Origin of the sequence: Bordetella genomosp. 8 (genome assembly GCF_002119685.1) — a bacterium.
Lineage (GTDB): Bacteria > Pseudomonadota > Gammaproteobacteria > Burkholderiales > Burkholderiaceae_B > Bordetella_C.
In genome coordinates this window covers 1,170,638-1,195,759 of record NZ_CP021108.1, presented here as the reverse complement: position 1 = coordinate 1,195,759, position 25,122 = coordinate 1,170,638, and the positions used below count along the sequence as shown (strand labels likewise).

The following is a 25,122-nucleotide window of genomic DNA, read 5'->3' as shown; positions in this document are numbered from 1 at the left end:
TCCGATGTTCTGCCGTTTCGAAGACCGCCTGGCCGGGCGGGCCTTGCAGCTGGAAGGCCCGCGCGACCGCATCCTGGCCTGCGCGCCGGATCAGTTGCAGGCCGCGCTGGACGCCATCGAGGCGGCGCGCGACGCCGGCCGCTGGGTCGCGCTGCTGCTGGATTTCGAACTGGGCGAATGGCTGCTGCCCCTGCCGGCCAACGCCGGAAGCGGTACCGCCGGCCGGCCCCGCCTGCGCGCCCTGGTATTCGACCAGGCCCGGCACGAAGCGCCCTGGTCGGCCGCCGCGCCGCCAGCGGACGGCGCTCGCGCGATTGCGGCGATTGCCGCGCGGCAGGACCGCGCCAGCTATCTGGAGCGGATCCAGGCCATACGCGCCGGCATAGGCCGGGGCGAGTATTACCAGGTCAACTACACGATGCCGCTGGACGTAGGCGTGCGGGGCGACCGGCGCGAGCTTTATCGCCGCATCGCCGCCCGCAATCCGGTCGCGCACGCCGCCTACATCGAGGACGGCGGGCAAGCGGTGTTGTCCTTCTCGCCCGAACTGTTCGTGCAGCGGCGTGGCGACCTGCTGACCACGCGGCCCATGAAGGGGACCGCCCCGCGCGATGCCGATCCCGAACGCGACCATGCGTTGGGCCAGGCGCTGCTGGCCAGCGACAAGAACCGCGCCGAAAACCTGATGATCGTGGACCTGCTGCGCAACGACCTGGGCCGGATCGCCGAAACCGGCAGCGTGCGCGCCGAAGCCTTGTTCACGCTGGAACGCTATCCCACCGTGTGGACCATGACGTCGACCGTCACGGCGCGCGCCCCGCGCGCCAGCCTGGGCGACGTGCTGCGCGCGCTGTTTCCCTGCGGTTCGGTGACGGGCGCTCCCAAGGTCGCCGCGCTGGCCCACATCCGACAGGCCGAGATCGCGCCGCGCGGCCTCTACTGCGGCAGCATAGGCTGGCTGGCGCCGGACGGCGATTTTTCGCTGAACGTGGCAATACGCACCCTGGTGGTGGACGCCGACGGCCGCGGCGTCTATGGTGTGGGCGGCGGCATCGTCCACGACTCCGAGCCAGATTCCGAATGGCAGGAATGCCTGTGGAAGGCGCGCATACTCGACCCGGAGCTCGACCCCGCATGACGCCCACCCCGACCCCCGCCCCCACCGCCAGCCCACGCGCAACGGCTGTCCTGCCGGACCTGATCGAAACCATCCGCGTCGATGCCGACGGACGCATGCCGCTGCTGGATCGCCACATGGCGCGCCTGCAGGCCTCGTGCGCCGCGCTCGGCCACCGCTCGGATGCCGACCAGGTCCGCGCGGAAGTGCTCACGGCCGCCGGCACGGCGCAGGGCCCCGGGCCGCACCGCCTGCGCCTGCTGCACCATCCCGATGGCACGTTGACGCTGCGCACCGCGCCGCTGCCGCCGCTGCCCACGCCCCAGGGCGTCTGCCTGTGGACCAGCCGGCTGTCGTCCGGCGCATCGTTGCTGCGCCACAAGACCACGCACCGGCCCTGGTATGACGACATCACCGAATGGCTGGCGCGGCACCCGGACTTGTTCGATGCCGTGCTGTGCAACGAGCGGGGCGAGTTGTGCGAAGGCAGCCGTACCAACGTCTATCTGCAGATGGGCGGCACATGGTTCACGCCGCCCGTGTCCTGCGGCTGCCTGCCCGGCGTGCAGCGCGCCGCGCTGCTGGACGCTGGCCTGGTCCAGGAACGCATCCTGTACGAAGACGACATGCAGCGCGCCACCCGCATCCGTTTGTCCAATGCGCTGCGCGGATGGATGGACGTGGAATTCCGCCTGGGCGCGAAAGCGGCGCCGGCGCGCTAGCCGGCTAGGTGCGCGCCAATACCAGCCGCAAGGCCTGGTCGGCCGCCGCCATGCCCATGGTCGCGGTGATGGTGATGGACGAGCCATACCCGGCGCAGGACAAGCCTTGCGGCGCGAGCGGCGCCACCATGGCGCCGACGTCGTCTTCCGCCTCCGCCCCGGCGGTCCAGGCGGCCGGCAGGATCGCCGGCTGGTCGAACCACAAGGCCCGCACGTGCATCTTCGGCGTGCGCGAGGGCGCCTTGCCGGCCTTGGCGGCCGCCTTGGGATAGCCATGTTCGCGGCGCAGCTTGTTGCGCAGCTTCGCCAGCAAGGCGTCATTGCAGGCCTGCGACAGATCGCCCACGCGCAAGGCCAGCGGATCGGTCTTGCCGCCCGCGCCGCCGCAGACCAGCAGGCCCAGGCCACGCCGCCGCGCATGCAGGATCATGGCGATCTTTGCCGCCGCCTGGTCGGTGCAGTCGACCACGGCGTCATAGTCCGCGGCCAGCACGTCCGCGACGTTGTCGGGCGTGACGAAATCGTCCACCTGCGTGACGGCGCATGTTGGATTGATGCCGGCCACCCTGGCCGCCATCGCCGCGACCTTGGCCTGGCCCAGCGTGTCCGACAGCGCATGGATCTGCCGGTTCACGTTGGATTCGGCGATGTGGTCGAGGTCGATCAACGTCAGGGCGCCCACGCCGCTGCGCGCCAGCGCTTCCGCCGTCCAGGAACCGACGCCCCCCAGGCCGACCACCGCGATGCGCGCGGCGCGCAGGCGGTCCGGCGCGCCGGGGCCATACAGGCGCGCCAGGCCGCCGAAGCGGCGCTCCGCGTCGATGTCGCAGGTCGGGGGATCGATCGCAATGCTCATGATGGGGGGCATTTTCGCATGCCGCCGCGCGCCCCGGCCGGCGCCGCGTAGGCACGGAGACAGGGGCAAGGAAGCGCATGGCACGGCGCGCCGCCGCCCCCCTGCCCGCCGGCAAGGGCGGGTCAGCCCAGCTTCAATGCATTTCCAGCTTGTAGCCCACGCCGTATATCGATCGGATCAGGTCATGGCCCGGCAACACGGCTTCGAACTTGCGGCGCAGGTTCTTGATGTGGCTGTCGACCGTGCGGTCGGTGACCACACGATGATCCGCGTACAGGTGATTCAGCAGCGCGTCGCGCGACAGGATCTTGCCTTCCGCCGCCGACAGCGCCTGCAGCAGGCGGAACTCGACGGGGGTCAGGGACAGGGGCTTGCCGTCCAGCGTGGCCATGTGATGTTCGGGACGGATCTCCAGCAGGGACTGGTGATGGCCGTTGTTGTTGGCGCCGCGCGCGCGCCGCAGGATGGCCTTCACGCGCGCGACGACTTCGCGCGGGCTGAAGGGCTTGCAGATGTAGTCGTCGGCGCCCATCTCCAGGCCGATGAGCCGGTCGATCTCTTCCACCCGCGCCGTGACCATGATCACCGGCACGTCGCTGAACGTGCGCAGTTCGCGGCACACTTCCAGGCCGTCGCGGCCCGGCAGCATCAGGTCCAGCAGCACCAGGTCGGGTTTCACGCGGCGTATCGCCGCCAGCGCCTCCGCGCCGTCGCCCAGCGATTCGGTTTCGTATCGCGCGGCGCGCAGGTAGTCGGTCAGCAGGGCCGCCAGCTTGGGTTCGTCTTCTACGATCAGGATCATGATGTGTCTCAGGACGTGGCCGCCTGGGCCAGGGGAAAAACGATGCGCACGCACAGCCCGCCCAGGTCGGACGGCATGGCCTGGATGTTGCCGCGGTGCGATTCGACGATGCGCTGGCAGATGGCCAGCCCCAGGCCGGCGCCCCCGCTTTCGCGGGAACGCGACGGGTCCACGCGAAACAGCCGGTCGAACAGCCGGGGCAGGAACTGCGGGGGCACGCCCGGCGCCGAGTCCTGGCATTCCACCACCACGGTCTCGCCTTCGGTGCGCACGGCCACCCGCACCACGCCGCCCGGATCGGTATAGCGCGAAGTGTTCTCGAGCAGGTTGTTCATCAGTTGCGTCAGGCGCTGGGTATCGCCTTCGACGATGCAGGGATCGCCGCCGAACGAGGTTTCCACGCGCAGGCCGCGCGCGCCCAGGCGCTCGCGATACGCGTCGACCGATTGCTCGACGATATCCGCCATGCTGACCGGCACCAGGCGGTAGGACAGCGCGCCCACATCGGCCAACGCCAGTTCGTAGAGATCGTCGATCAGCTTGCTCAGCATCGACACTTCCGCTTGCAGCGACGCCAGGGCCTCGGGCGAGAACGGCCGCACGCCATCCTGCAGCGCTTCCATTTCGCCACGCAATATCGCCAGCGGCGTGCGCAATTCATGCGAGATGTCGGCCACCATTTCGCGCCGCAGGGCCTCGTTGCGTTCCAGGGTATGGGCCAGGCGGTTGAAATCCTGGCCCAGCCGTCCCAGCTCGTCAGCCGAGGTGACATTCACCCGGGTGGCATAGTCCCCGGCCGACAGCCGATGGGTGGCGCTGGCCAGCCGCCTGACGGGCGCCAGGAAAATCCGCGCCAGGAAGATGCTGACCGCCGCCGCCAGCAAAGCGGCCAGCGCCCCGATCACCCAGGTCGCTTCGGATTGTTCGCGCTGGAACCGCTGGTCCGCCTCGCTGGGCAGGCGGTTGGGGAATGGCGTGACCAGCCATCCCACGGTCATTCCATCCACGTCGACGGCGCGGCGTGGCGCGCCGGGGGTGGGCGCGGAGTAACCCGCCACCACGCGCATCTGGTTGTCCAGCAGGGTGAAGGGTAACGCCAGGAAGTCGCGCCCCCGGGCCCAATCCGGATCGGGCGGCTCCATCGGCGGCCCAGGCGGCGTCAGGTTGGGATCCATGTCGGACAGCCATTCCAGCACGCCACGGGGCGGGGGATGGCGGCGCGCGGCCGGATCGCCGGCCGGCACCGTCAGGATATGGTTCCAGAGCGACGGATTGCCGCGCAACGCATCCCAGCTGCCGCGCTCGCGATACAAGTCCGCCAAAGATTGCCGCATCCGATCGACTCGCCGTAATTCCCTTTCCTTGACGTACGAAAGGAAATGTCGCTCGAAGTTCCACCGTACGGCGGAGCCCATGGCCAGGGTCACCGCCAGGCTGGTGGCGAGGATGGCCAGGAACAGTTTGAAGGTGATGCCTAATCTCATGGCTGGGTGCGGACGATGCGCGGCACGAAAGACGCCCGCGCGGGCCGCGGCGAATCGGTCAAATGTTAACCAGCATGGCGTTCAGAGGGGGCCACCTGCGCCACTGTTCCATAATCTTTACGCCTTGCCACAGGCCATGGAAGCGGATTCCTGCACACTGTTGCGTAAATGTTACTGACCACCCTCACCTACCAGGCTGACTCGACATAGGGAGAAGTTAGGCACAGAATAAGACAAAATTACCGTGCCACAGTCCGATTCTTCCCCCTCGATCGCGCCGATTGCCGCTTCCGCCTCAGGAGCCGTGTCGCTGTGCCTGATCAATATGATGAATCACGTGGCGTTGACGGGCGGGCGTGTAACCGTTTCCCTCAGCGCCCTGCATATCGGGCTGTCCACTTTCACGGTGGGCGTACTTATCGCCGTTTTCGCCATACTTCCCATGGTTTTCTCGGTGAAAGCCGGGAGATGGATAGACAAGGTAGGCACCCGGCGGCCCATGGTCATCGGTACGGCGATACTGGCGGTCGGGACGCTCGTGCCGGCACTGGTTTCCACGCGGATGTCGCTGCTGTTTGCCTCGTGCTGCCTGGGCGTGGGCTTCATGCTGCATCAGGTGGCCACCCAGAACGTCCTCGGCCAGGTGCGCACGGAAGAGCGCCTGCGCAACTTTTCATGGATGTCGATCGCGCTGGCCGCCTCGGGCTTCTGCGGTCCGCTGGTGGGCGGTTTCGCGATCGACCACCTGGGCGGGGGCGCGGCCTTCGCGCTGCTGGCCGCGGGCCCGCTGGGGGCGGCGACCGGCCTGTATCGTCTGCGACGCCATCTGCCGCGCAAGCGGCAACGGCGGGGCGAGCCGCCCCAACTGGAGCAGCGGCGGGTGACCGAACTGCTGGCTTCGCCGCCATTGCGACGCATCCTGCTGGTCAACACCATCCTGTCGGGCGCCTGGGACAGCCATCTGTTCATCGTGCCGCTGTTCGGCGTCGCGATCGGGCTGTCCGCGACGACAATAGGCATCGTTCTCGCTGCCTTCTCGGCCGCAACTTTCCTCATTCGCCTGGCTTTGCCGCTCATCCAGCGGCGAGTGCGCTCCTGGACCCTGATCCGCGTCGCCATGGGCACGGCGGCGGCGGACTTCATGATTTACCCGTTTTTCACCGACGTAGCCATCCTGATCGGGCTGTCTTTCGCCCTCGGCCTGGCTCTAGGGTCCAGCCAGCCCAGCATCCTGGCATTGTTGCATCAGCATTGCCCGCCGGGCCGCGCGGCCGAGTCGGTCGGCCTGCGCATGGCGTTGATCAACGGGTCCCAGGTGTCCCTGCCGCTGACCTTCGGCGCCCTGGGCGCCGTCATCGGCATCGCGCCCCTGTTCTGGGCCTACGCCCTGGCCCTGGCCGCGGCTGGATGGTTGAACCGTATGCCGCCGGCCGGGTCGGATGGTAATGCCTGAGCCGAAAACGCCCGCCGAGATACCGTTCCGCCTGTGGACGCCAGAAGAGCGCCAGGCGTCGATGGAAGACGCGCTGCGGCATCGGCGGCCGGACGAGGACGTCTGGATCTTTGGCTACGGCTCGCTGATCTGGCGCCCGGAATTCGAGTATGTGGAAAGACGGCTTGCCACCCTGCACGGCTACCACCGCGCCCTGTGCCTGTGGTCGCGCGTCAACCGCGGCACGCCGGAATCGCCGGGGCTGGTGTTCGGCCTGGACCGTGGCGGTTCATGCCGCGGCGTGGTGTACCGGATGGACAGCGCCCAGGTCCCGACATTTTTCCCGCAGCTCTGGAAACGCGAAATGACCACCGGCGCCTACCTGCCGCGCTGGCTGTCCTGCGCCACGGACGACGGCCCGGTCAAAGGACTGGTGTTCGTCATGGACCGCAGCGGACCGGCCTATATCCCCGCCTTGCCCGAGGAAGAAATCCTGGCCATCGTGCGGCGCGCCAGTGGCCACTACGGCCCGTGCATCGATTACGTCATGCAGACCGCGGAGGCGCTGCATCAGTCCGGCATCCACGACCGTCGGCTGATGCGCGTGGCGCGCCTGCTGGCGGCGCAGCGCCACACCTTGCCGGATAGCTGAACGACGGGTGCCGCCGGCCCGACCCGTGGCCCGAGGCCGCGTACTCGCAAGAGCGGTAAACTGGCGCTTTAGCCCCAGGCCAGGCCGCACCGCCCTCTTGTCCATGCAAGCGCGCGCAGCGCGGCCGCCTCCGTGAGCACGCCATGTCCCTTGCAGATCTGCGCCAAAGCTACGAAAAGAAAGTCCTGCTCGAAAGCGACGCCGCCGCTTCGCCTTTCGATCAGTTTTCCACCTGGTTCGACGAGGCGCTCGCCGCCCAGGTGCCCGAACCCAACGCCATGACCCTGGCCACCGTCGACGAACGCGGCCATCCGTCGGCGCGCATCGTGTTGATCAAGGGCGCGGATCCACGCGGTTTCGTTTTCTACACCAATTACGAATCGCGCAAGGGCCGGGAACTGGCGGCCAATCCGCGCGCCAGCCTGCTCTTCTTCTGGCAAGCGCTGGAACGGCAGGTCCGCATCGAAGGCACGATCGAAAAAACGTCGGCCGAAGAATCCGACACCTACTTCCACAGCCGGCCCCTGGGGTCGCGGCTGGGCGCCTGCGCCTCGCACCAAAGCCAGCCGGCCACGCGGGAAAACCTGGAAGCCGCCTTGCGCGATTGCGAACAGCGCTACGGCGATGCGCCGCCCCGTCCGGACTACTGGGGCGGCTACCGCCTGGTGCCGGATCGCTTCGAATTCTGGCAAGGCCGCCCGTCGCGCCTGCACGACCGGCTGGTCTACGAACCGGACGGCAGCGGCGACGGCAAGTCCTGGCGCATCGTCAGGTTGTCGCCCTGAAGCACATGTCCGCATCCGCTCCCGATTTCGACGCCGGCTATTTCCGCACCGCGCTGGGCCGCTTCGCGACCGGCGTGACCGTGGTCACGGCCAATGGGCCGGACGGCAAGCCGCTGGGCCTGACGGTCAGCTCCTTCAACTCCGTTTCACTGGAACCGCCGCTGGTGCTGTGGAGCCTGTCGGCGTCGTCCGGATCACGCGACGCCTTCATGCGCTGCGAACGCTATGTGGTCAACGTGCTGAGCGCCGACCAACTGGACCTGGCGCAACGCTTCGCGCGCGGAAGCGTGCTGGAGCGGTATGCGGGCATGCGCGACGTCTACGCGCCGGGCGGCACCCGCATGCTGGACGAGCACTGCGCGGCCTGGTTCGAATGCTACAACCGCAGCCGCTATGAAGAAGGCGATCACATCATCATGGTGGGACAGGTAGAGCATTGCGGCCATAGCGGCGCCCTGCCCCTGGTCTATCACGCCGGCGGCTTCGACCTGACGCCGGACCGCGCCACGACGGAAAGAGGGTAGCCGGGGCATGGGCACCGATATCGATTGCGTCGTGATCGGCGCGGGCGTCGTGGGCCTGGCCATCGCCCGCGCGCTCGCGATGGCGGGACGGGAAGTCCTGGTGGCCGAGGCCGCCGAAGGCATAGGCACGGGCACCAGCTCGCGCAATTCGGAAGTCATCCACGCGGGCATCTACTATCCGGCCGGCAGCCTGAAGGCCGAGCTCTGCGTGCGCGGCAAGCACCTGCTGTACGCCTACTGCGCCGAGCGCGGGATTCCGCACCGGCGGCTGGGCAAGCTGATCGTCGCGACGGACGCGGCGCAAGCCGCCATGCTGGACGACATCGCGCGGCGCGCGGCGGCCAACGGCGTCGAGGATCTGCAACGCCTGACAGGCGACCAGGCGATGCGCATGGAGCCCGCGCTCAGCTGCACGGCGGCGCTACTGTCGCCGTCGACCGGCATCGTCGACAGCCATGCGTTGATGCTGGCCTATCAGGGCGATGCGGAAAACACCGGCGCCCAGTGCGTATTCCATACGCCCCTGCTGTCCGGTGGCGTACGGGCGCAAGGCGGTTTCGACCTGCGCTTCGGCGGCGACGACGCCATGGCGCTGTCCTGCTCGACGCTGATCAACGCGGCGGGCCTGCATGCGCCCGCGCTGGCACGCACGATCGCCGGCGTCCCCGCCGACAGCGTCCCGACCGCCTACCTTTGCAAGGGCAGCTATTTCACCCTGGCGGGACGCGCGCCCTTTTCGCGGCTGATCTATCCGGTGCCCCAACATGCCGGACTGGGCGTGCACCTGACGCTGGACATGGGCGGCCAGGCCAAGTTCGGCCCCGACACCGAATGGATAGCGCGGGAAGACTACACGCTGGACCCGCGCCGCGCGGATGTGTTCTACGATGCGGTGCGCAGCTACTGGCCCGGCTTGCCGGATGGCGCGCTGGCGCCGGGTTATACCGGTATCCGTCCCAAGATTTCCGGTCCGCAGGAACCTGCGGCCGACTTCGCCATCGTGGGACCGGCGCAGCACGGCGTGCCTGGCCTGGTGAACCTGTTCGGCATCGAATCGCCCGGATTGACCGCCAGCCTGGCGATCGCGGAGCGCACGCTGGCCGCGCTGCGGGACCGGGCCTGAATACTCTGAATACCCTCACGCAACGCACCCATCATGCAGCACAACGACTACATCCTGACGCTATCCTGCCCCGACCGCACCGGCATCGTGTACCGCGTCAGCGGCCTGCTGTTCGAGCTGGGCTGCAACATCCTGGATTCGCAGCAGTTTGGCGATGACGAAACCGGGCGCTTTTTCCTGCGCGTGCACTTCGACCTGCCGGCCGCGACCGCGCCGGAAGACCTGCGGGAACGCTTCGCCCCGCTGGCGCGCGAACACGCGATGGACTGGCAGATCCACGACGCGCGCCGCAAGGCCCGCCTGCTGATCATGGTGAGCAAGCAGGGGCATTGCCTGAACGACCTGCTGTTCCGGGTCCGTAGCGGCCACCTGCACGCCGAGGTGGCGGCCATCGTGTCCAATCATCCCGACTACGCGGGCCTGGCGGCGTCCTACGACATTCCCTTCCATCATCTACCGGTGACGACGGACACCAAGGCCGCGCAGGAAGCGCGGATCCTGGAGCTGGTCGATACGCTGCAGGTGGACCTGGTGGTGCTGGCGCGCTACATGCAGATCCTGTCGGCGGACCTGTGCCGGGCGCTGGCGGGCCGGGCCATCAATATCCATCACAGCTTCCTGCCCAGCTTCAAGGGCGCGCGGCCCTATCACCAGGCGCACCAGCGCGGCGTGAAGATCATCGGCGCGACCGCGCACTACGTCACGCCGGACCTGGATGAAGGTCCCATCATCGAGCAGGACATCGAACGCGTCGACCACACCATGTCGGCGCAGGACCTGACCCAGGTGGGCAGCGACGTGGAATCGCTGGTGCTGGCGCGCGCGGTGCGCAGCCATGTGGAGCACCGCATCCTGCTGAACGGCAACCGCACGGTCGTGTTCCGCTAGCGCGGGCCGCCAGCCGCGCGCCGCTGGCCGCGCACCGCTGGCCGCGCGCGTACTGCCGCTTGCGCGGCATCGTGGCGCGGCAGCGTGGCGCGAGCGCCTCAATGCGACAGGATCTTCGACAGGAACTGCTGCGCGCGCGGGGAGCGCGCTTCCAGGTTGCCGAAGAACTCATCCTTGCCGCAATCCTCGACGATCAGTCCGCCGACGTCCATGAACACCACGCGGTTGGCGACCTTGCGGGCGAAACCCATTTCGTGGGTCACCACCATCATGGTCATGCCTTCACGCGCCAGGTCCACCATGACGTCCAGCACTTCGTTGACCATCTCGGGATCCAGCGCCGACGTCGGTTCGTCGAACAGCATGGCGATGGGATCCATCGACAGCGCGCGGGCGATGGCCACGCGCTGCTGCTGGCCGCCCGACAGCTGGCCGGGGAACTTGTCCTTGTGCGCGCTCAGGCCCACGCGGTCCAGCAGCTTCAGGCCACGCGCGATCGCTTCATCCTTGCCGCGGCCCAGCACCTTGACCTGCGCCAGCGCCAGGTTCTGCGTCACCGACAGATGCGGGAACAGTTCGAAGTGCTGGAACACCATGCCGACGCGCGAACGCAGCTTGGGCAGGTCGGTCTTGGGCGAACCCACCGACGTCCCGTCGACCGTGATCTCGCCCTTCTGGAACGGCTCCAGGCCGTTGACTGTCTTGATCAGCGTGGACTTGCCGGAACCGGAAGGTCCGCACACCACCACGACCTCGCCTTTCTCGACCGACGTCGTGCAATCCGTCAGCACCTGGAAGTCGCCGTACCACTTGCTGACGTTCTTGATTTCTATCATTGCCATTCAATAAATCCCTAAGTGGCGGCGCGCGTCAGCGCACGATTGCCATGCGAGTCTGCATCCGCTTGACCAGCCGCGAGAGCGTGAAGCAGATGATGAAATACACGACCGCCGCGAACAAATACATTTCCACCAGGCGCCCGTCGCGCTGCGCGATCTTGGCCGCGGCCCCCATGAAGTCCGTCAGGGACAGCACATAGACCAGCGACGTGTCCTGGAACAGGACGATGGTCTGCGTCAGCAGCACCGGCATCATGTTGCGGAAGGCCTGCGGCAGAATGACGTGGCCCATGATCTGGAAATAACGCAGCCCCAGCGCCTGCCCCGCCGCGATCTGGCCGCGCGGTATGGACTGGATGCCGGCCCGCATGATCTCGCAGTAGTAGGCCGCCTCGAACAGCGTGAAGGTGACCAGCGCGGACGTGAAGCCGCCCACGGCCAGCGGCCGGTCCGATCCCGTCAGCCAGGCGCCGATATAGGGCACCAGGAAGTAGAACCAGAAGATCACCAGCAGAAGCGGCAGCGCACGCAGGCCGTTCACGTAGACCGTGCCTATCCAGTTGAAGACGCGGTTGCTGGACAACCGCATCATCGCCAGCAGCGTACCCAGGACCAGACCGCCGATCGCCGACAGGATCGTCAGCTTCAGCGTGAACACCATGCCGTCGCGGAACAGGTAGGGCAGCGAACGTATGATGACGTCGAAATCGAATCCGTTGTTCATGGCCTTCCCCTCAATGTCCGCCGGTGCCGCTGGACTTCGAGCCGACGAAGCCCGGCACGGAGACGCGACGTTCCAGCACCCGAGCGCCGAGCTGCACCACGATGTTCAGCGCGAAATACAGCAGCGTCGCGCCGGCGAAGGCCTCGAACACCTGGAAGCTGAATTCCTGCATCGAGCGCGCCGCGCCCGTCAGCTCCAGCAGGCCGATGGTGAAGGCGATGGACGTGTTCTTGATCAGGTTCAGGAACTCGGACGTCATCGGCGGCAGGATGATGCGATAGGCCATGGGCAACAGCACATAGCGATAGACCTGCGCCGGCCGCAGGCCCATGGCGGTGCCCGCCATGCGCTGGCCGCGCGGCAGCGAACCGATGCCGGAACGCACCTGCTCGGCGACGCGGGACGACGTGAAGAAACCCAGGCACAGCACGGCGGGCCAGAACATGCCCCACGGGGGCGGCATCTGCTTGATGGCGTCGCCCAGGGATGCCGGCACCAGCTCCGGCACCACGAAATACCATATGAACATCTGCACCAGCAGCGGCACGTTGCGGAAGATTTCCACATAGCAGGTGCCGATGCGTTGGGCGAGCTTGCTGTCGGTGGTGCGCATCACCCCGATCACGGAACCCAGGAAAAAAGCCATGATCCAGGCCAGCAGCGCTGTCGAGACCGTCCACCCCAGCCCGCGCAGCAGCGCATCCAGATAGGTACCGGACCCATCGGGCGCCATCTGGAAAAAGATGGACCAGTTCCAGTTGTAATGCATGTGAGATCCTGCGGAAAAACCGCGCCGGCGATCATGCGCCGGCGCAGGGAATCGGCGTGGCCGCGCCGCGGTGGGCGCGGGACGGGCCTGGCCCGTCCACGCCGTTCATCGAGACTGGACGTCGATTACTGCTTGTAGACCGAGGGATCGCCCGAGTCCGTGGGATTGGCCAGGACCTTCTTCAGCGCCGGGCTCATCGGCAGGTTCAGGTTGACGTTCTTCGGCGGGATGGGCGATTCGAACCACTTCTTGTACAGCTTTTCGACGGTGCCGTCCTTGATCATGGCGACGACGGCTTCGTCCACCACCTTCTTGAAGGCCGGATCGTCCTTGGGTTCGATCATGGCATACGGCTCGACCGAGTAGGCCTGCTCGCTGATCATCCATTCCTTGGGATTGCGCGAGGTGGCGACCAGGCCGGCCAGCAGCACGTCATCCATGAAGAAGGCGGCGGCGCGTCCGCTTTCGACCGTCAGGAAGGCTTCGGCGTGATCCTTGGCGGGAATGATGTTCATGCCCAGCGCCGGGACTTTCTTGCCGTCCAGGTAGGTGGCCTGGCCGCCGTTGGCTTCCGTCACCCACTTGATGTTGCTGGTGCCGGCGGTGGAAATCACGGTCTTGCCCTTCAGGTCTTCCAGCGTCTTGTAGCCGGCCGACTTCTTGGCGACGAAACGGTTGGCCGTCACGAAGGTCGTGGGCGCGAAGCTGACCTGCTTCTGGCGCTCCAGGTTGTTCGTGGTCGAGCCGCATTCGAGGTCGACGGTGCCGTTGGACACCAGCGGGATACGGGTGGACGAGGTCACGGCGACCAGGTTCACCTTCAGCGGCTTGCCGACGCTTTTTTCCACGGCCTTGACGATGCCGTAGCAGATATCCATGGAATAGCCGATGGGCTTCTGGTTATCGTCCAGATAGGAAAACGGCAGCGAAGCGTCGCGATAGCCCAGCTTGATGGTGCCAGAAGACTTGATGTCATCCATGCGTCCGGCGTGGGCGGACAGGGACGTCAGCGTGGTGGCGGCAGCGAGAGCAGCGAAGAGCAGCGTTTTTTTCATGAAGAAATTCCCATGGTCAGGAGAAACACTCGAACCACACGGGTAATGGGGTCCGAGACTAGCCAGGTATTGTTTCAGAAAACGTCTCGGAAACAATCGGTATTACCCCTTTGATAAAGGGCAAATACCCGGCGTGATCTTTGATTCAACGGCGCGTAAATATAGACAAAAGCGCGCCGCCGCGCTTGGAAGCAAGCTTCGTGCTGACGTTCGCCCCGTTAGAGCACCAGACGGCGCGGCCGGTCATCCGCCGACCATCGCCTGCAGCCAGCCCTGAAATATACGTGGCGCGTCGGCGCGATGGCCGCGGTCGGGGTAGCTGAAATAATAGCCGTGCGGCACCGGCAATACGCCGGGGGTGGGCAGGACGACCTGCCCCGCGTCCAGCGATTCCTGGGCCAGGAAGCGGGGCACCAGGCCCACGCCCAGCCCGGCCTCGGCCGCCGCGAGGACCATGGAAAACAATTCATAGCGTGGGCCGCCGGCCGCCTGTGGCCCGAACAGGACGTGGTTTTCCGAATACCACAGCCGCCAGGCGTCCGGCCGGGAATTCAAATGCAGGTGCGGCATGCCCGCCAGCGGCCCGCCGCCCTGTTCGCGGCTGGCCTGGGCCATGGCCGGCGCGCATACCGGCACCAGTTCGCGCTCGCGAAACAGCAGCACCCCGCGCGTGCCGGGCCAGACATGGTCGCCGTGGTACAGCGCACCGTCGAAGGGCTGGTCCTTGAACTGGAACGGCAAGGTGCGCACCGACAGGCTGACCGTGATGTCCGGATGCAGCCGGTTGAAGTCGGCCAGGCGCGGAATCAGCCAGGTGGTCGCCAGGGTCGGCACGACGGCGATGTGCAGGCTGCGGCCCATGCCGGTGCGGCTGACCAGGCCGAAGGTGTCCTTCTCGATCTGGTCCAGGTGATGGCGGATGCGGCCGGCGTACTCGGCGCCATGGTCGGTCAAGGCGATGCGCCGCCGGACGCGGGTGAACAGCTGCACGCCCAGGCGGTCCTCGAGACTGGCCACCTGTCGGTAGACCGCACTGTGCGTCAACGAAAGTTCTTCGGCCGCGCGGGAAAAGGTGCCCAGCCTGGCCGTGGCTTCGAAGGCCTGCAGGGCGCTCAGGTTGGGGATGCCTTTTCTCATGGGTCGTGGGGCGGCGGCGGTCGAAACCGCGGTGATTGGATTGTGCAATTTTATCAATGGCGATGTGCGCCCACGGCAAAGAGGTGCGACCACCGTCGCTGCCTCCTTCGGCAACCCACACAACCGCTCCACGCACTCACCGGCAGGGCGGGCGCAAACGCCACATTTCGCCTTATACTGAAATATTCAATTACTTGCGCTGCACATAGTCGTCACTATTCATCGATGAGAAGAGACTCCATGAAAGACCTGCTCCAATTCTGCCGCCGTTCCGCCCTCCTCGCCGCCGCCGCGTTCCTGTTGGCCGGCTGTGCATCGCACAGGTACGCCGACGTCGCCGACGCCATGGTCCCCATGGCGCCCGGCGAAGGGCGGATCGTCCTGTACACGCCGACCACCAGCGTCAGCCTGGGCGCGAACGTGCAACCCCGCGTGCGCATCAATAACCGCCTGGTCGGCCGCGCCAAGCCAGGTGGGTTCTTCTATCTGAACCGCCCCGCCGGCAGCTACACCGTCCTGGCGCAGCGCGGCAAGTCCCTGACTTTCGACCTGGCCGCCGGCCAGACCCAATACATCCGCTTCGTCCCGGACGGGCTCTTCTCGTCGAACGCGGGCGACGCCGGCGCCAAGTATCTGCGCCCGGAGCTGGCCGCGTCACCCACGGATGCCCAAGCTGAACTGAAGGCCATGCAGTTCTGGGGCGCGTCGTCGCGCACGCGGAACGAGGAAGGCATCGCCCGCACCGGCGCGGCGGCAAACTGACCGGGACTTGTCGCCATCCTGCCGACACGGCAGGCAGCGGACCGCGAAGCGCCGGCCCGCGCGCCGCGACCAGGCTGGCGCGCCTGTGCCCGCACCGCACGTGATTGTGCGTTTTTATCAATTGCCTTGTGCGCGTTTGGAACATTATTCTCACGGGTACCCTAGCCTGTACTCCGTGAAATAACTCCATGCAGACACCGCAGCCACCCCGCCTGGGCGGGCACATCCTGGTCGACCAACTCGCCGCGCACGGCGTCACGCACGTGTTCTGCGTGCCCGGCGAAAGCTACCTGGCCGTGCTGGACGGCCTGCATGACGCCAAGATCGACGTCACCGTGTGCCGTCAGGAAGGCGGCGCGGCGATGATGGCCGATGCCCATGGCAAGCTGACCGGCGAACCCGGCATCTGCATGGTCACCCGCGGCCCCGGCGCTTCCAACGCGCTGGCGGGCATCCACATCGCCATGCAGGACTCGACGCCGCTGATTCTTTTCGTCGGCCAGATCGAACGCGGCATGCGCGAACGCGAAGCCTTCCAGGAAATGGACTATCGCGCGGTGTTCGGCACCCAGGCCAAGTGGGTGACCGAGATCGACCAGGTTGAACGGATACCCGAACTGGTCTCGCGCGCCTTTCACGTTGCCACCTCCGGCCGCCCGGGTCCGGTCGTGATCGCGTTGCCGGAAGACATGCTGGTGGAAACCGCGGAAGTCGCGGATGCGCCGCACTACGAGGTGATCGACAGCGCACCGTCGCCGGCGCAACTGGATGAACTGCAAGCCTTGCTGAATTCCGCGCGCGCGCCCATCGCCATCCTGGGCGGCGCACGCTGGGATGCCGACGCGGTCGCCCGCTTCGCCGATTTCGCCACGCGCTTCCAATTGCCGGTGGCGGTGTCCTTCCGCCGGCAGATGCTGTTCCCCGCCGACCATCCCTGCTACGCCGGCGACGTCGGCATAGGCCTGAATCCCGCCCTGCTCAAGCGCGTGCAAGATGCCGACCTGGTCCTGCTGGTGGGCGGCCGCATGTCGGAAATGCCCAGCCAGTCGTACACGCTGTTCGACATCCCCGTGCCGAAACAGAAGCTCGTGCACATCCACCCCGACGCCGGCGAGCTGAATCGCGTCTATCGTGCGACGCTGGCGATCAATGCGTCGCCCATCGCCCTCACGCAAGCGCTGGCCCGGCTGCAACCCGCAAACGACGTCACCGGCTGGCCGAAAGACGTGCAAGCCGCCCACCAGGCCTACCTGGCCTGGAGCGATCCGACCGCCATCAAGACATCGGGCGACCTGCAGATGGGCGCGGTGATGCAGACGCTGCGCGAAACACTGCCGCCCGACGCCATCATGACCAATGGCGCCGGCAACTACGCCACCTGGCTGCATCGCTTCCATCGCTTCCAGCGCTACGGCACGCAGCTGGCGCCGACCTCCGGTTCCATGGGTTACGGCCTGCCGGCCGCCGTCGGCGCGAAGCGCGTGTATCGCGATCGCACGGTCGTATGCCTGGCCGGCGACGGCTGCTTCATGATGCACGGCCAGGAATTCGCGACGGCGGTGCAGTACGACCTGCCTATCCTGGTGCTGATCATCGACAACGGCATGTACGGCACGATCCGCATGCACCAGGAACGCCATTACCCCGGCCGCGTATCCGCGACGGCCTTGCGCAATCCGGACTTTGCCGCCTACGCGCAGGCTTTCGGCGGCTACGGCGAACGCGTCGAATCCACCGAACAGTTCGCGCCCGCGCTACGGCGCGCATTGGATAGCGGCAAGCCCGCCATCCTGCACTGCCTGATCGATCCGGAAGTCATCACACCGACGACCACGCTGGAAAAAATCCGCGACGCGGCATTGAAAACCAAAAACTGAATCCGCCATACCAGGAGATCTCATGTCATCCAACGCTTCCTTCCACTGGCAAGACCCGCTGCTGCTCGATAGCCAGCTCACCGACGACGAACGCATGGTGCGCGAAGCCGCCGCCGCGTATGCGCAGGACAAGCTGATGCCGCGCGTGCTGGAGGCCTTCCGCCACGAGCACACCGACCCGGCGATCTTCCGCGAAATGGGCGAACTGGGCCTGCTCGGACCGACCATCCCGACCGAATACGGCGGCGCCGGCCTGAACTACGTCTGCTACGGCCTGATCGCGCGCGAAGTGGAACGCGTGGATTCGGGCTATCGCTCCATGATGAGCGTGCAGTCCTCGCTGGTCATGGTGCCGATCAACGAATTCGGCAGCGACGAACAAAAGCAAAAATACCTGCCCAAGCTGGCCAGCGGCGAATGGATAGGCTGCTTCGGCCTGACCGAACCCAATCACGGCTCCGATCCCGGCAGCATGGAGACCCGCGCGGTCAAGACCAGCGACGGCTACAAGGTGTCCGGCAGCAAGATGTGGATCAGCAACTCGCCCATCGCCGACGTCTTCGTCGTGTGGGCCAAGGTCGTCGGCGGCGACGACGACGGCAAGATCCGCGGCTTCATCCTGGACAAGGGCATGAAAGGCCTGTCGGCGCCGGCCATCCACGGCAAGGTCGGCCTGCGCGCGTCCATCACGGGCGAAATCGTCATGGACGAAGTCGAGATCCCGGCCTCGCAGATGCTGCCCAAGGTCAGCGGCCTGAAGGGCCCCTTCACCTGCCTGAATTCGGCGCGCTACGGCATCGCCTGGGGCGCGCTGGGCGCGGCCGAGTTCTGCTGGCACACGGCGCGCCAGTACACCCTGGACCGCAAGCAATTCGGCCGCCCGCTGGCCGCGAACCAGCTTATCCAGAAGAAGCTGGCCGACATGCAGACCGAGATTACGCTGGGCCTGCAAGGCTGCCTGCGCCTGGGCCGCATGAAGGACGAAGGCACCGCGGCGGTGGAGATTACGTCCATCATGAAACGCAATTCCTGCGGCAAGGCCCTGGATATCGCCCGCCTGGCGCGCGACATGATGGGCGGCAACGGCATCTCCGACGAGTTCGGCGTCGCGCGCCACCTCGTCAATCTGGAGGTCGTGAACACCTACGAAGGCACGCATGACGTGCATGCCTTGATACTGGGCCGGGCGCAGACTGGCATCCAGGCGTTCTGCTGAACGCATAGGCATGACGCGGCCCGGTTACGCGACCGGGGCCACGCAAGGGGGCGAGGGTCACACACCCTCGCCCCCTTTTCGCTGCGAAATTTGTCACACGAAGTTGCTCCTTCGTCTCAGTCGAATTCCTAAAGAATTAAGTCCAAGCCGCGCAAGCGTCGAGACAACGCAAACGATCAGGAATGCGCACATGAACGGTCTCCCCGCCCCCTCCCCGACCCGTGACCAGCGCCTCGGCCATGGCGGGAGACATCAGCAGCCGCGCCTTTGCGCGCGCGCTTCGAGACGCAGACCTCGCGGATCCCTCGCACCGTTATCCAGCAGCTTATGACGCGACCCGCCTTTGCCGTTCTGAACGGCAAAACGTGGTCGGAAACGTTGAATCGCCCCCTCTCTGGCGCAAGAACTTCCCACCGCCGGAAAGGACGAAGCCTGCTTTCCCACACGGACGAAGGATAAGTCTATGCAGCGATCACCATGCGTTCCCATCGATGGGGGAAATCATGTCCGGCCCAAGGGCCGGTGCGCGCCGGTCGATTTTCCGCTGGCGCGCTATGCCTTGCTGCTGGGGTCGATATGCGCGGGCACCCTCGTGTCGGCAACAGCCTCGGCCCAGCAGACCGCATCGGGTGGCAGCCAGGTGCAGATCACCGCGCCCAACTGCACGGTGCAAAACTGCTTTTCCGCGACCGGCGCCGGCTCGGTCCTGTTTTCCAATCCGCCCACGCAGATCAATGTCGCCCCGGTCAACGCGTTCAGTACGACGATAGGCGTCAGCGCGACGACCGGCGGCACCGTGCGGCTGGGTAACGGTGGCGCCATCGCCGGTACGACCGCCCTGCTCTCGGACAACGGCACCATCACGGTCACCGGTCCGCTCACCCTGACCCAGGACCGCCAGGGCAGCAACGCGCTATTCGTCAATGCCAGGAATGGCGGATCCATCACGCTCAATGGCCCGACCACATTCCAGGGCGTCTATCTCTCGAACGCGCTGGTCGCGCAGGGCGCGGGTTCGACCATCACCGTCAACGGTCCCCTCACCGCAACGGGGCTGAACAATTCGCCGAATTTCGCCTTCGCCCTCAACGGCGGCCACGTCAGCCTGAACGGCGGCGGCACCCTTACGTTGACCGGGACCAATTCCTCGCTGTCCATCCTGCAGGCGGCCAACCAGGTCGACACCACGCCCACCATCGTGGATGCGACAGGCATCACCGCCAGCACGAGCGGCAACAATGTGAATGCGTGGGGCGCCCGCGCCGTGGGCGCGGGCACGATCAACATCACCAACAGCAGCTTCACGATCGGCGGCGTCGCGTCCGGGAATCTCCCCGCCGGCATCATGATGCAGGACGCCACCAACCAGGCCCTGGCCGGCACCGTCAATCTCGACAATTCGCACTTCCAGACCAGTTCCACGGCGGGCCCGGTGGTGCAGTACAACGGGACGACAGGTTCGCAGGTCAACCTGACCAACAACTCGAGCCTGACCGCCTTCAACGGCAGGTCGGGCACCATGATCAACGTGTCTTCCGGGACGACGAACGCCGGCGCGGGCGCCAACGTGGCCCTGCACGCGACGGATTCGACCCTGACCGGACAGGTGTTCGTGCAGGCCCCCGCGACGACCAATCCGAATCATCTGGCGATGACCCTGGACGGCAACTCCACATGGGCGGGCGACCTGAACGTCGGCGCCGCGTCGAGCGCGTCGCAGACCGTGGGCGGCAATGCCGTGTGGACAGGCACGACGCTGGCCGGCGCAGGCGTAGACGTGTCCATGCAGGACGCGGGACGATGGACCGTGACCGCGCAACCGACGGGCCTGGACAGTCTGTCCTTCAACGGCGGCACCGTCCAGGCGGGCGTGAGCAATCTTGCCTTGTCCAGTCCCATCACGGTGGGCGCCGGCGGCGGCAGCATCGATACGCAGCGCTTCGCCATGTCCCTGTCGGCTCCCCTGTCCGGCACGGGCACGCTGAGCAAGCTCGGCTCCGGCACCCTGACCCAGACCGGCAACAACAGTGCGTTCGGCGGCGGCACCCGCGTGAACGCCGGCACCCTGCTGGTCAACGGGACGTTGGGCGGCACGATGAATGTCGCGTCCGGCGGCACCCTCGGAGGCACCGGCACGGTCGCCGGCGAGGCCACCGTCGCGAGCGGCGGCGCCTTGCTGGGCAGGCAGGGCCAAGTGTTGAACTTCGCCGGCAACCTGACCCTGGCCAGCGGGTCCAATGTGAACGTCTCGCTGGGCGCTCCGGAAACCAATGGCTTGTTCAATGTCGCGGGCAATCTCACGCTCGATGGCCAGGTCAATGTCACCGATCTCGGCGGTTTCAGCCCGGGCCTCTATCGCCTGTTCGACTACAGCGGCAGCCTGACGAACAACGGCATCGACGTGGGCGCCTTGCCCGCCGGAATCGACGCCGCGTCGATCACCGTGCAGACCGCGCCCGGCCAGGTGAATCTCGTGAACACGACGGGGGTCGACCTGGACTTCTGGGACGGCGGCAACCCCCAGGACCACAACAACAACGTCGTCAACGGCGGCGACGGCGTCTGGAATGTGTCGAACGCCAACTGGACCGAAGCCGATGGCGCACTGAACGGCCGCTGGACCAACGACCACTTCGCGGTGTTCATGGGGCAGCCCGGCACCGTGACGGTTGAAGGCAACGGCCAGGTCGCCGTGGCCGGCATGCAGTTCGCGGTCGACGGCTATCGCGTCGAAGGCGGCGCCATCACACTGAATCGGCCGGAGACCATCATCCGCACCGGCGCGGGCGGCCCCGGCAACGTGACCGCCACCATCGCGTCGGAGCTGACCGGCGCGGGCGGTCTCGTGAAGACCGACACCGGCACGCTCATCCTGAGCGGCAACAACACCTACCAGGGTGGCACGGTGATACGCGGAGGCACGCTGCAGCTCGGCGAAGGCGGCACCAGCGGCTCGATCGCCGGCGGCGTCACCAACAACGGCACGCTGTCCTTCAATCGGTCGGATAACCTGACGTTCGACGGCGTCATCCAGGGAACTGGCGCGCTGACGCAGGCCGGACCGGGCACCACGGTGCTGACCGCCGCGAACACCTATACGGGCGACACGCTCGTAAAAGCCGGCACATTGGCGGTGAACGGCTCCATCGCGTCGCCGACGACGGTGGCGCCCGGCGCCACGCTGGGCGGCACCGGCACCATCAGCGGCAACGTCGACAACTACGGCATCATCGCGCCCGGCAACGGCGGATCGCCGGGAACGCTGACCGTCGCCGGCAACTACACGGGCCATGGCGGCGTCTTCCAGGTGAACAGCGTGCTGGGAGACAGTGCCTCGCCGGCCGGCCACCTGGTCGTCAGCGGCGGCGAAGCGAGCGGCAGCACCAGCGTCAATGTCGTCAACCAGGGCGGCGGCGGCGCGCGCACCACGGGCCTGGGGATTCCGATCGTGTCGGTGGCCAATGGCGGCACCACCACGAGCAATGCGTTTTCCCTTTCCGCGCCGGTGGCGGCCGGCCCTTACGAGTACCAGCTCTATCGCGGTTCCGAATTCGGCGCCACGGGAGACGATGGCAACGGCTGGTACCTGTCTTCGGTCACGCCACCTTCGACCGATACGCCGACGGGCTCGAATCCGCTCTATCGCCCGGAAGCGCCGGTGTTCGGCGCGGCCGCCGGCGTGGCCCGCGAGCTGAGTCTGGCCATGATAGGCACATATCACGACCGTGTCGGCGACGCATCGCTGATGGGCGCGTCCTCGACGACGGGCGGCGACGCCCTGTCCGATGGCGGCAATGGCGACAATGGCAGCCTCGGCAAGAAGGGCGCCTGGGGCCGCTGGATAGGCGTGTCGCAGCGGCGCGGCTACGGCGGCGAGTTGAATGCACGGACCAATTCGAACATCAACGGCCTGCAGGCGGGCACGGATGTCTATCGGCGTGCGCCCCAGGCCCCCGGCGATTCGGAAGACCGGATAGGCACCTTCTTCACCTACGGCCACACCGACACCGAAGTCCACGGCTTCGCGCTGGGCCAGCAGAACTACGACTCCGGCAACATCAACCTCGACAGCTACTCGATCGGCGCCAACTGGACGCGCGTGGGCGCATCGGGCTGGTACCTGGACGGCGTTCTGATGGGGACCCGCTACGACGGCAAGCTGCGGTCGAATCGCGACGTCGGCGCGCCCATACAGGGATACGGCGCCACGGCGTCGCTCGAAGCCGGCTATCCCATCCGGCTCGCGCACAACATCACGCTCGAACCGCAGGCGCAGCTGATCTGGCAGTACGTCGACCTGGACAGCACGAAGGACGATTTTTCGTCGGTTGGCTTCAACGCCACCAGCGCCTTCGCCGCGCGCGCGGGCGCCAGGCTGACCAGCACGTTCCAGGTCGGCCGGACCGTCGTCACGCCGTCCCTGACCACGAATATCTGGCAGGAATTCAATCCCAAGGACCGGACCGACTTTTCCGGCACGACCTTGTCGTCCGGCGGGCAGGACACGACCGCATTCGAGGTCGTCGGCGGGCTGTCGGCGAAGGTGGCGAAGAACGTCGGCATATGGACCTCGGTTTCCTATCTGACCGGTATCGCCGGCCCCAGCCAGAACGCGTGGCGGGGCAACGTGGGGGTGCGCATCACCTGGTAGAACCCGAGCCCGCTCACCAGCACGTGACGGGACGCATTGCCTGATTCTTGATCGTCGATTTTTTTTACGCTCCTGCGCTATCACCAGCCTGGAGTCAACTTGCGACAGCGAAGGGAGTAATCATGGCTATCTCCGTCACAACCTGGCTATCGGGCGACGTCATTCCGCTCACGGCCACCAGACTACTGTTGGGCGTGGCCACAGACGGTCCGGGAAGCGTGGAGTTCGCGCAGACCGGCACCGTCACGCTTACCGGCTTTCCCACGGGCAGGATCAATATCGAACAGGGACTGGCCGGCGATTATTATGCGACGGTTTCCGGCGTCGGCGTGCCGGTGGGCACGGCCGACGGGGAGACGGTGGACATCACGGTCACCCCCTACGACACCACCGGCGCCCCCGGTACGCCGTTCCCGCAGAAGGTGACCTGCAAGGAGTACAGCACGGACTCCGGGACGAAAGCCATCACCAACGGCAACTTCGTCCTGACGCCGGCGGACGAGAATACGGACGGCAAGTATTGGCTCGTATCCATGGAAGCGCGCACCATGGGCGGCGCCACACCGAGCCCGCTGGCAGGCGCGATGGTCAGATTCGTACCGCACGTCACCCGGGACCTCAAGTTCTGGACCAATACCACCCCCCCCGTGGACGCCGGCACGCTGCAACATGCCAACGGCTACTTCGTCAAGACGGATGGGAACGGCGTCGCCGCCCTGCGCGTCACCACGCTGGCAGGCACGCTCAACCAACACGCCACGTTCGACGTCACCATGACCGGCATCGAGGAAGCCAAGCGGGCCGACGGCTATCTCGCCAACGGCATTGACGACGCCGACGAAGACGGATTGTGGAGCCCCCCGTCGGCGGTGGTGGACATCAACAACAATATCCAGATTCCGGAATACGGCCAGACGTTCAACCTGGACGTGTCCGTTAACAACGAAACCGGGCAGGGAACGCAGAATTTCGTGCGGTACGTGGTGATGAACAACACCGCGGTCTATCCCTACGACCAGGGCAACGACGGCGTCCTGCCGCTCGACTATTCCATCCTGAACCAGAACCCCGCGCCCAATTCGAACTTCTTCACCTACGTCCGGATTTCGGACGCCAACACCAAATGCAGCAGCCCCTGGTTCTGCGGCGTGGACGGCACGCGCGTCAATCTGCCCGACCCGCAGGTCGGCCCGCGCGTCGCGCCAGCGCCGCGCGTCGTTCCAGACCCGGGCCTGGACCGGACCATAGGCATCAGCACGCTCAAGTACTACAACGGGCTGCGGCTGGAGCTCCAGGATTTCAACGCCAGCCTGTTGACCGGCTTCGGCACCGGCACGTTGTCGATCGTATTCAGATGCTATATGAACGGCTATGACCAGGAGGGGAACGACAGGCCGCCCATGGTCTACGACAGCGGTCTCAACCCCGCCCTATACGACAAAGTCCCCACGATCAGCGAAGTAGGCGGCGAGATCAGATTTTCCGACCCCTACGTGGAGCTATCGAAAGGCGCTGCCAGCAATTGGGGGAGAAATCCGTTCGATGGCGGCGACAAGAAGAAGGTCGGATTCGAGTACATCATCAAGCAGGGCCCCAACACGTGGTACAGCGTCTACTCGTCGACCAACAGCTGGTATTTCATCTCCACCGGAAACTGGTAATTCCGCGGGCATCCAACCCTTGTGACGCCTGAACGGGCAGCCGCCG

21 protein-coding genes are annotated in these 25,122 nt (G+C 66.3%); 13 read left to right on the top strand and 8 right to left on the bottom strand.

Annotated features, from left to right (window positions below; all coding sequences use genetic code 11):
• Positions 1-4: 4 nt before the first annotated feature.
• Positions 5-1,138: an aminodeoxychorismate synthase component I gene (locus tag CAL12_RS05430; RefSeq protein WP_086063557.1), complete on the top strand. Its 1,134-nt coding sequence runs from the start codon at positions 5-7 to the stop codon at positions 1,136-1,138.
• A complete protein-coding gene (locus CAL12_RS05425; protein ID WP_086063556.1) occupies positions 1,135-1,839 on the top strand; it encodes an aminotransferase class IV in 705 nt (234 codons plus the stop codon). Before CAL12_RS05430 ends, CAL12_RS05425 begins: the two co-directional genes overlap by 4 nt.
• Positions 1,840-1,843: 4 nt before the next feature.
• Here CAL12_RS05425 and CAL12_RS05420 read toward each other — a convergent pair whose 3' ends face one another.
• The 3 genes from CAL12_RS05420 to CAL12_RS05410 form a co-directional block, all read right to left on the bottom strand.
• Positions 1,844-2,695 (bottom strand): tRNA threonylcarbamoyladenosine dehydratase, encoded by an 852-nt coding sequence (locus CAL12_RS05420; protein ID WP_420042755.1) that lies wholly within the window; start codon positions 2,693-2,695, stop codon positions 1,844-1,846.
• A gap of 133 nt (positions 2,696-2,828) precedes the next feature.
• The gene (locus CAL12_RS05415; protein WP_086063554.1) at positions 2,829-3,497 is read right to left on the bottom strand and encodes a response regulator; all 669 of its coding nucleotides are present in this window, start codon (positions 3,495-3,497) and stop codon (positions 2,829-2,831) included.
• 8 nt (positions 3,498-3,505) lie between these two features.
• Positions 3,506-4,981, bottom strand: a complete 1,476-nt coding sequence (locus tag CAL12_RS05410) for an ATP-binding protein (protein ID WP_086063553.1) — start codon at positions 4,979-4,981, stop codon at positions 3,506-3,508.
• Positions 4,982-5,225: 244 nt separating this feature from the next.
• Here CAL12_RS05410 and CAL12_RS05405 point away from each other — a divergent pair, with 244 nt between their 5' ends.
• The 6 genes from CAL12_RS05405 (at position 5,226) to purU (ending at position 10,385) form a co-directional block, all read left to right on the top strand.
• Positions 5,226-6,434, top strand: a complete 1,209-nt coding sequence (locus CAL12_RS05405; protein ID WP_420042754.1) for an MFS transporter — start codon at positions 5,226-5,228, stop codon at positions 6,432-6,434.
• On the top strand, positions 6,427-7,065 hold the full coding sequence (locus CAL12_RS05400) for a gamma-glutamylcyclotransferase (RefSeq protein WP_232464715.1): 639 nt from the start codon (positions 6,427-6,429) through the stop codon (positions 7,063-7,065). Before CAL12_RS05405 ends, CAL12_RS05400 begins: the two co-directional genes overlap by 8 nt.
• Positions 7,066-7,208: 143 nt before the next feature.
• On the top strand, positions 7,209-7,850 hold the full coding sequence (gene pdxH / locus CAL12_RS05395; RefSeq protein ID WP_086063551.1) for a pyridoxamine 5'-phosphate oxidase: 642 nt from the start codon (positions 7,209-7,211) through the stop codon (positions 7,848-7,850).
• Between the two features lie 5 nt (positions 7,851-7,855).
• Complete coding sequence (locus CAL12_RS05390; RefSeq protein ID WP_086063550.1) at positions 7,856-8,374, top strand: flavin reductase family protein; 519 nt, start codon at positions 7,856-7,858, stop codon at positions 8,372-8,374.
• 7 nt (positions 8,375-8,381) lie between these two features.
• A complete protein-coding gene (locus CAL12_RS05385) occupies positions 8,382-9,497 on the top strand; it encodes an NAD(P)/FAD-dependent oxidoreductase (protein WP_086063549.1) in 1,116 nt (371 codons plus the stop codon).
• 33 nt (positions 9,498-9,530) lie between these two features.
• Entirely contained in the window at positions 9,531-10,385 is an 855-nt protein-coding gene (gene purU, locus CAL12_RS05380) for a formyltetrahydrofolate deformylase (protein WP_086063548.1), read from the top strand.
• 98 nt (positions 10,386-10,483) lie between these two features.
• Here the strand turns inward: purU and CAL12_RS05375 are convergent, their stop codons facing one another.
• From CAL12_RS05375 to CAL12_RS05355, 5 genes are all read right to left on the bottom strand, one after another.
• Positions 10,484-11,221, bottom strand: a complete 738-nt coding sequence (locus tag CAL12_RS05375; RefSeq protein ID WP_086063547.1) for an amino acid ABC transporter ATP-binding protein — start codon at positions 11,219-11,221, stop codon at positions 10,484-10,486.
• 34 nt (positions 11,222-11,255) lie between these two features.
• The gene (locus CAL12_RS05370; RefSeq protein ID WP_086063546.1) at positions 11,256-11,948 is read right to left on the bottom strand and encodes an amino acid ABC transporter permease; all 693 of its coding nucleotides are present in this window, start codon (positions 11,946-11,948) and stop codon (positions 11,256-11,258) included.
• A gap of 10 nt (positions 11,949-11,958) precedes the next feature.
• On the bottom strand, positions 11,959-12,717 hold the full coding sequence (locus tag CAL12_RS05365; protein ID WP_086063545.1) for an amino acid ABC transporter permease: 759 nt from the start codon (positions 12,715-12,717) through the stop codon (positions 11,959-11,961).
• 125 nt (positions 12,718-12,842) lie between these two features.
• Positions 12,843-13,772 carry an amino acid ABC transporter substrate-binding protein gene (locus CAL12_RS05360; protein WP_086063544.1) on the bottom strand — a complete coding sequence of 310 codons (930 nt, stop codon included), beginning with the start codon at positions 13,770-13,772 and terminating at the stop codon, positions 12,843-12,845.
• Positions 13,773-14,015: 243 nt separating this feature from the next.
• Positions 14,016-14,909: a LysR substrate-binding domain-containing protein gene (locus CAL12_RS05355; RefSeq protein ID WP_086063543.1), complete on the bottom strand. Its 894-nt coding sequence runs from the start codon at positions 14,907-14,909 to the stop codon at positions 14,016-14,018.
• 240 nt (positions 14,910-15,149) lie between these two features.
• On the opposite strand from CAL12_RS05355, the gene CAL12_RS05350 reads away from it, so the two are divergent.
• The 5 genes from CAL12_RS05350 to CAL12_RS05330 all read left to right on the top strand — a co-directional run bounded on the left by CAL12_RS05350 (position 15,150) and on the right by CAL12_RS05330 (position 25,076).
• The gene (locus tag CAL12_RS05350; protein WP_086063542.1) at positions 15,150-15,671 is read left to right on the top strand and encodes a DUF2846 domain-containing protein; all 522 of its coding nucleotides are present in this window, start codon (positions 15,150-15,152) and stop codon (positions 15,669-15,671) included.
• A 188-nt stretch (positions 15,672-15,859) separates the two neighbouring features.
• Positions 15,860-17,548 carry a thiamine pyrophosphate-binding protein gene (locus CAL12_RS05345; protein ID WP_086063541.1) on the top strand — a complete coding sequence of 563 codons (1,689 nt, stop codon included), beginning with the start codon at positions 15,860-15,862 and terminating at the stop codon, positions 17,546-17,548.
• 22 nt (positions 17,549-17,570) lie between these two features.
• A complete protein-coding gene (locus tag CAL12_RS05340) occupies positions 17,571-18,764 on the top strand; it encodes an acyl-CoA dehydrogenase (RefSeq protein WP_086063540.1) in 1,194 nt (397 codons plus the stop codon).
• Between the two features lie 463 nt (positions 18,765-19,227).
• Positions 19,228-23,415 carry an autotransporter outer membrane beta-barrel domain-containing protein gene (locus tag CAL12_RS05335; RefSeq protein WP_086063539.1) on the top strand — a complete coding sequence of 1,396 codons (4,188 nt, stop codon included), beginning with the start codon at positions 19,228-19,230 and terminating at the stop codon, positions 23,413-23,415.
• Between the two features lie 122 nt (positions 23,416-23,537).
• On the top strand, positions 23,538-25,076 hold the full coding sequence (locus CAL12_RS05330) for a hypothetical protein (RefSeq protein WP_086063538.1): 1,539 nt from the start codon (positions 23,538-23,540) through the stop codon (positions 25,074-25,076).
• The last annotated feature ends 46 nt before the right edge of the window (positions 25,077-25,122 follow it).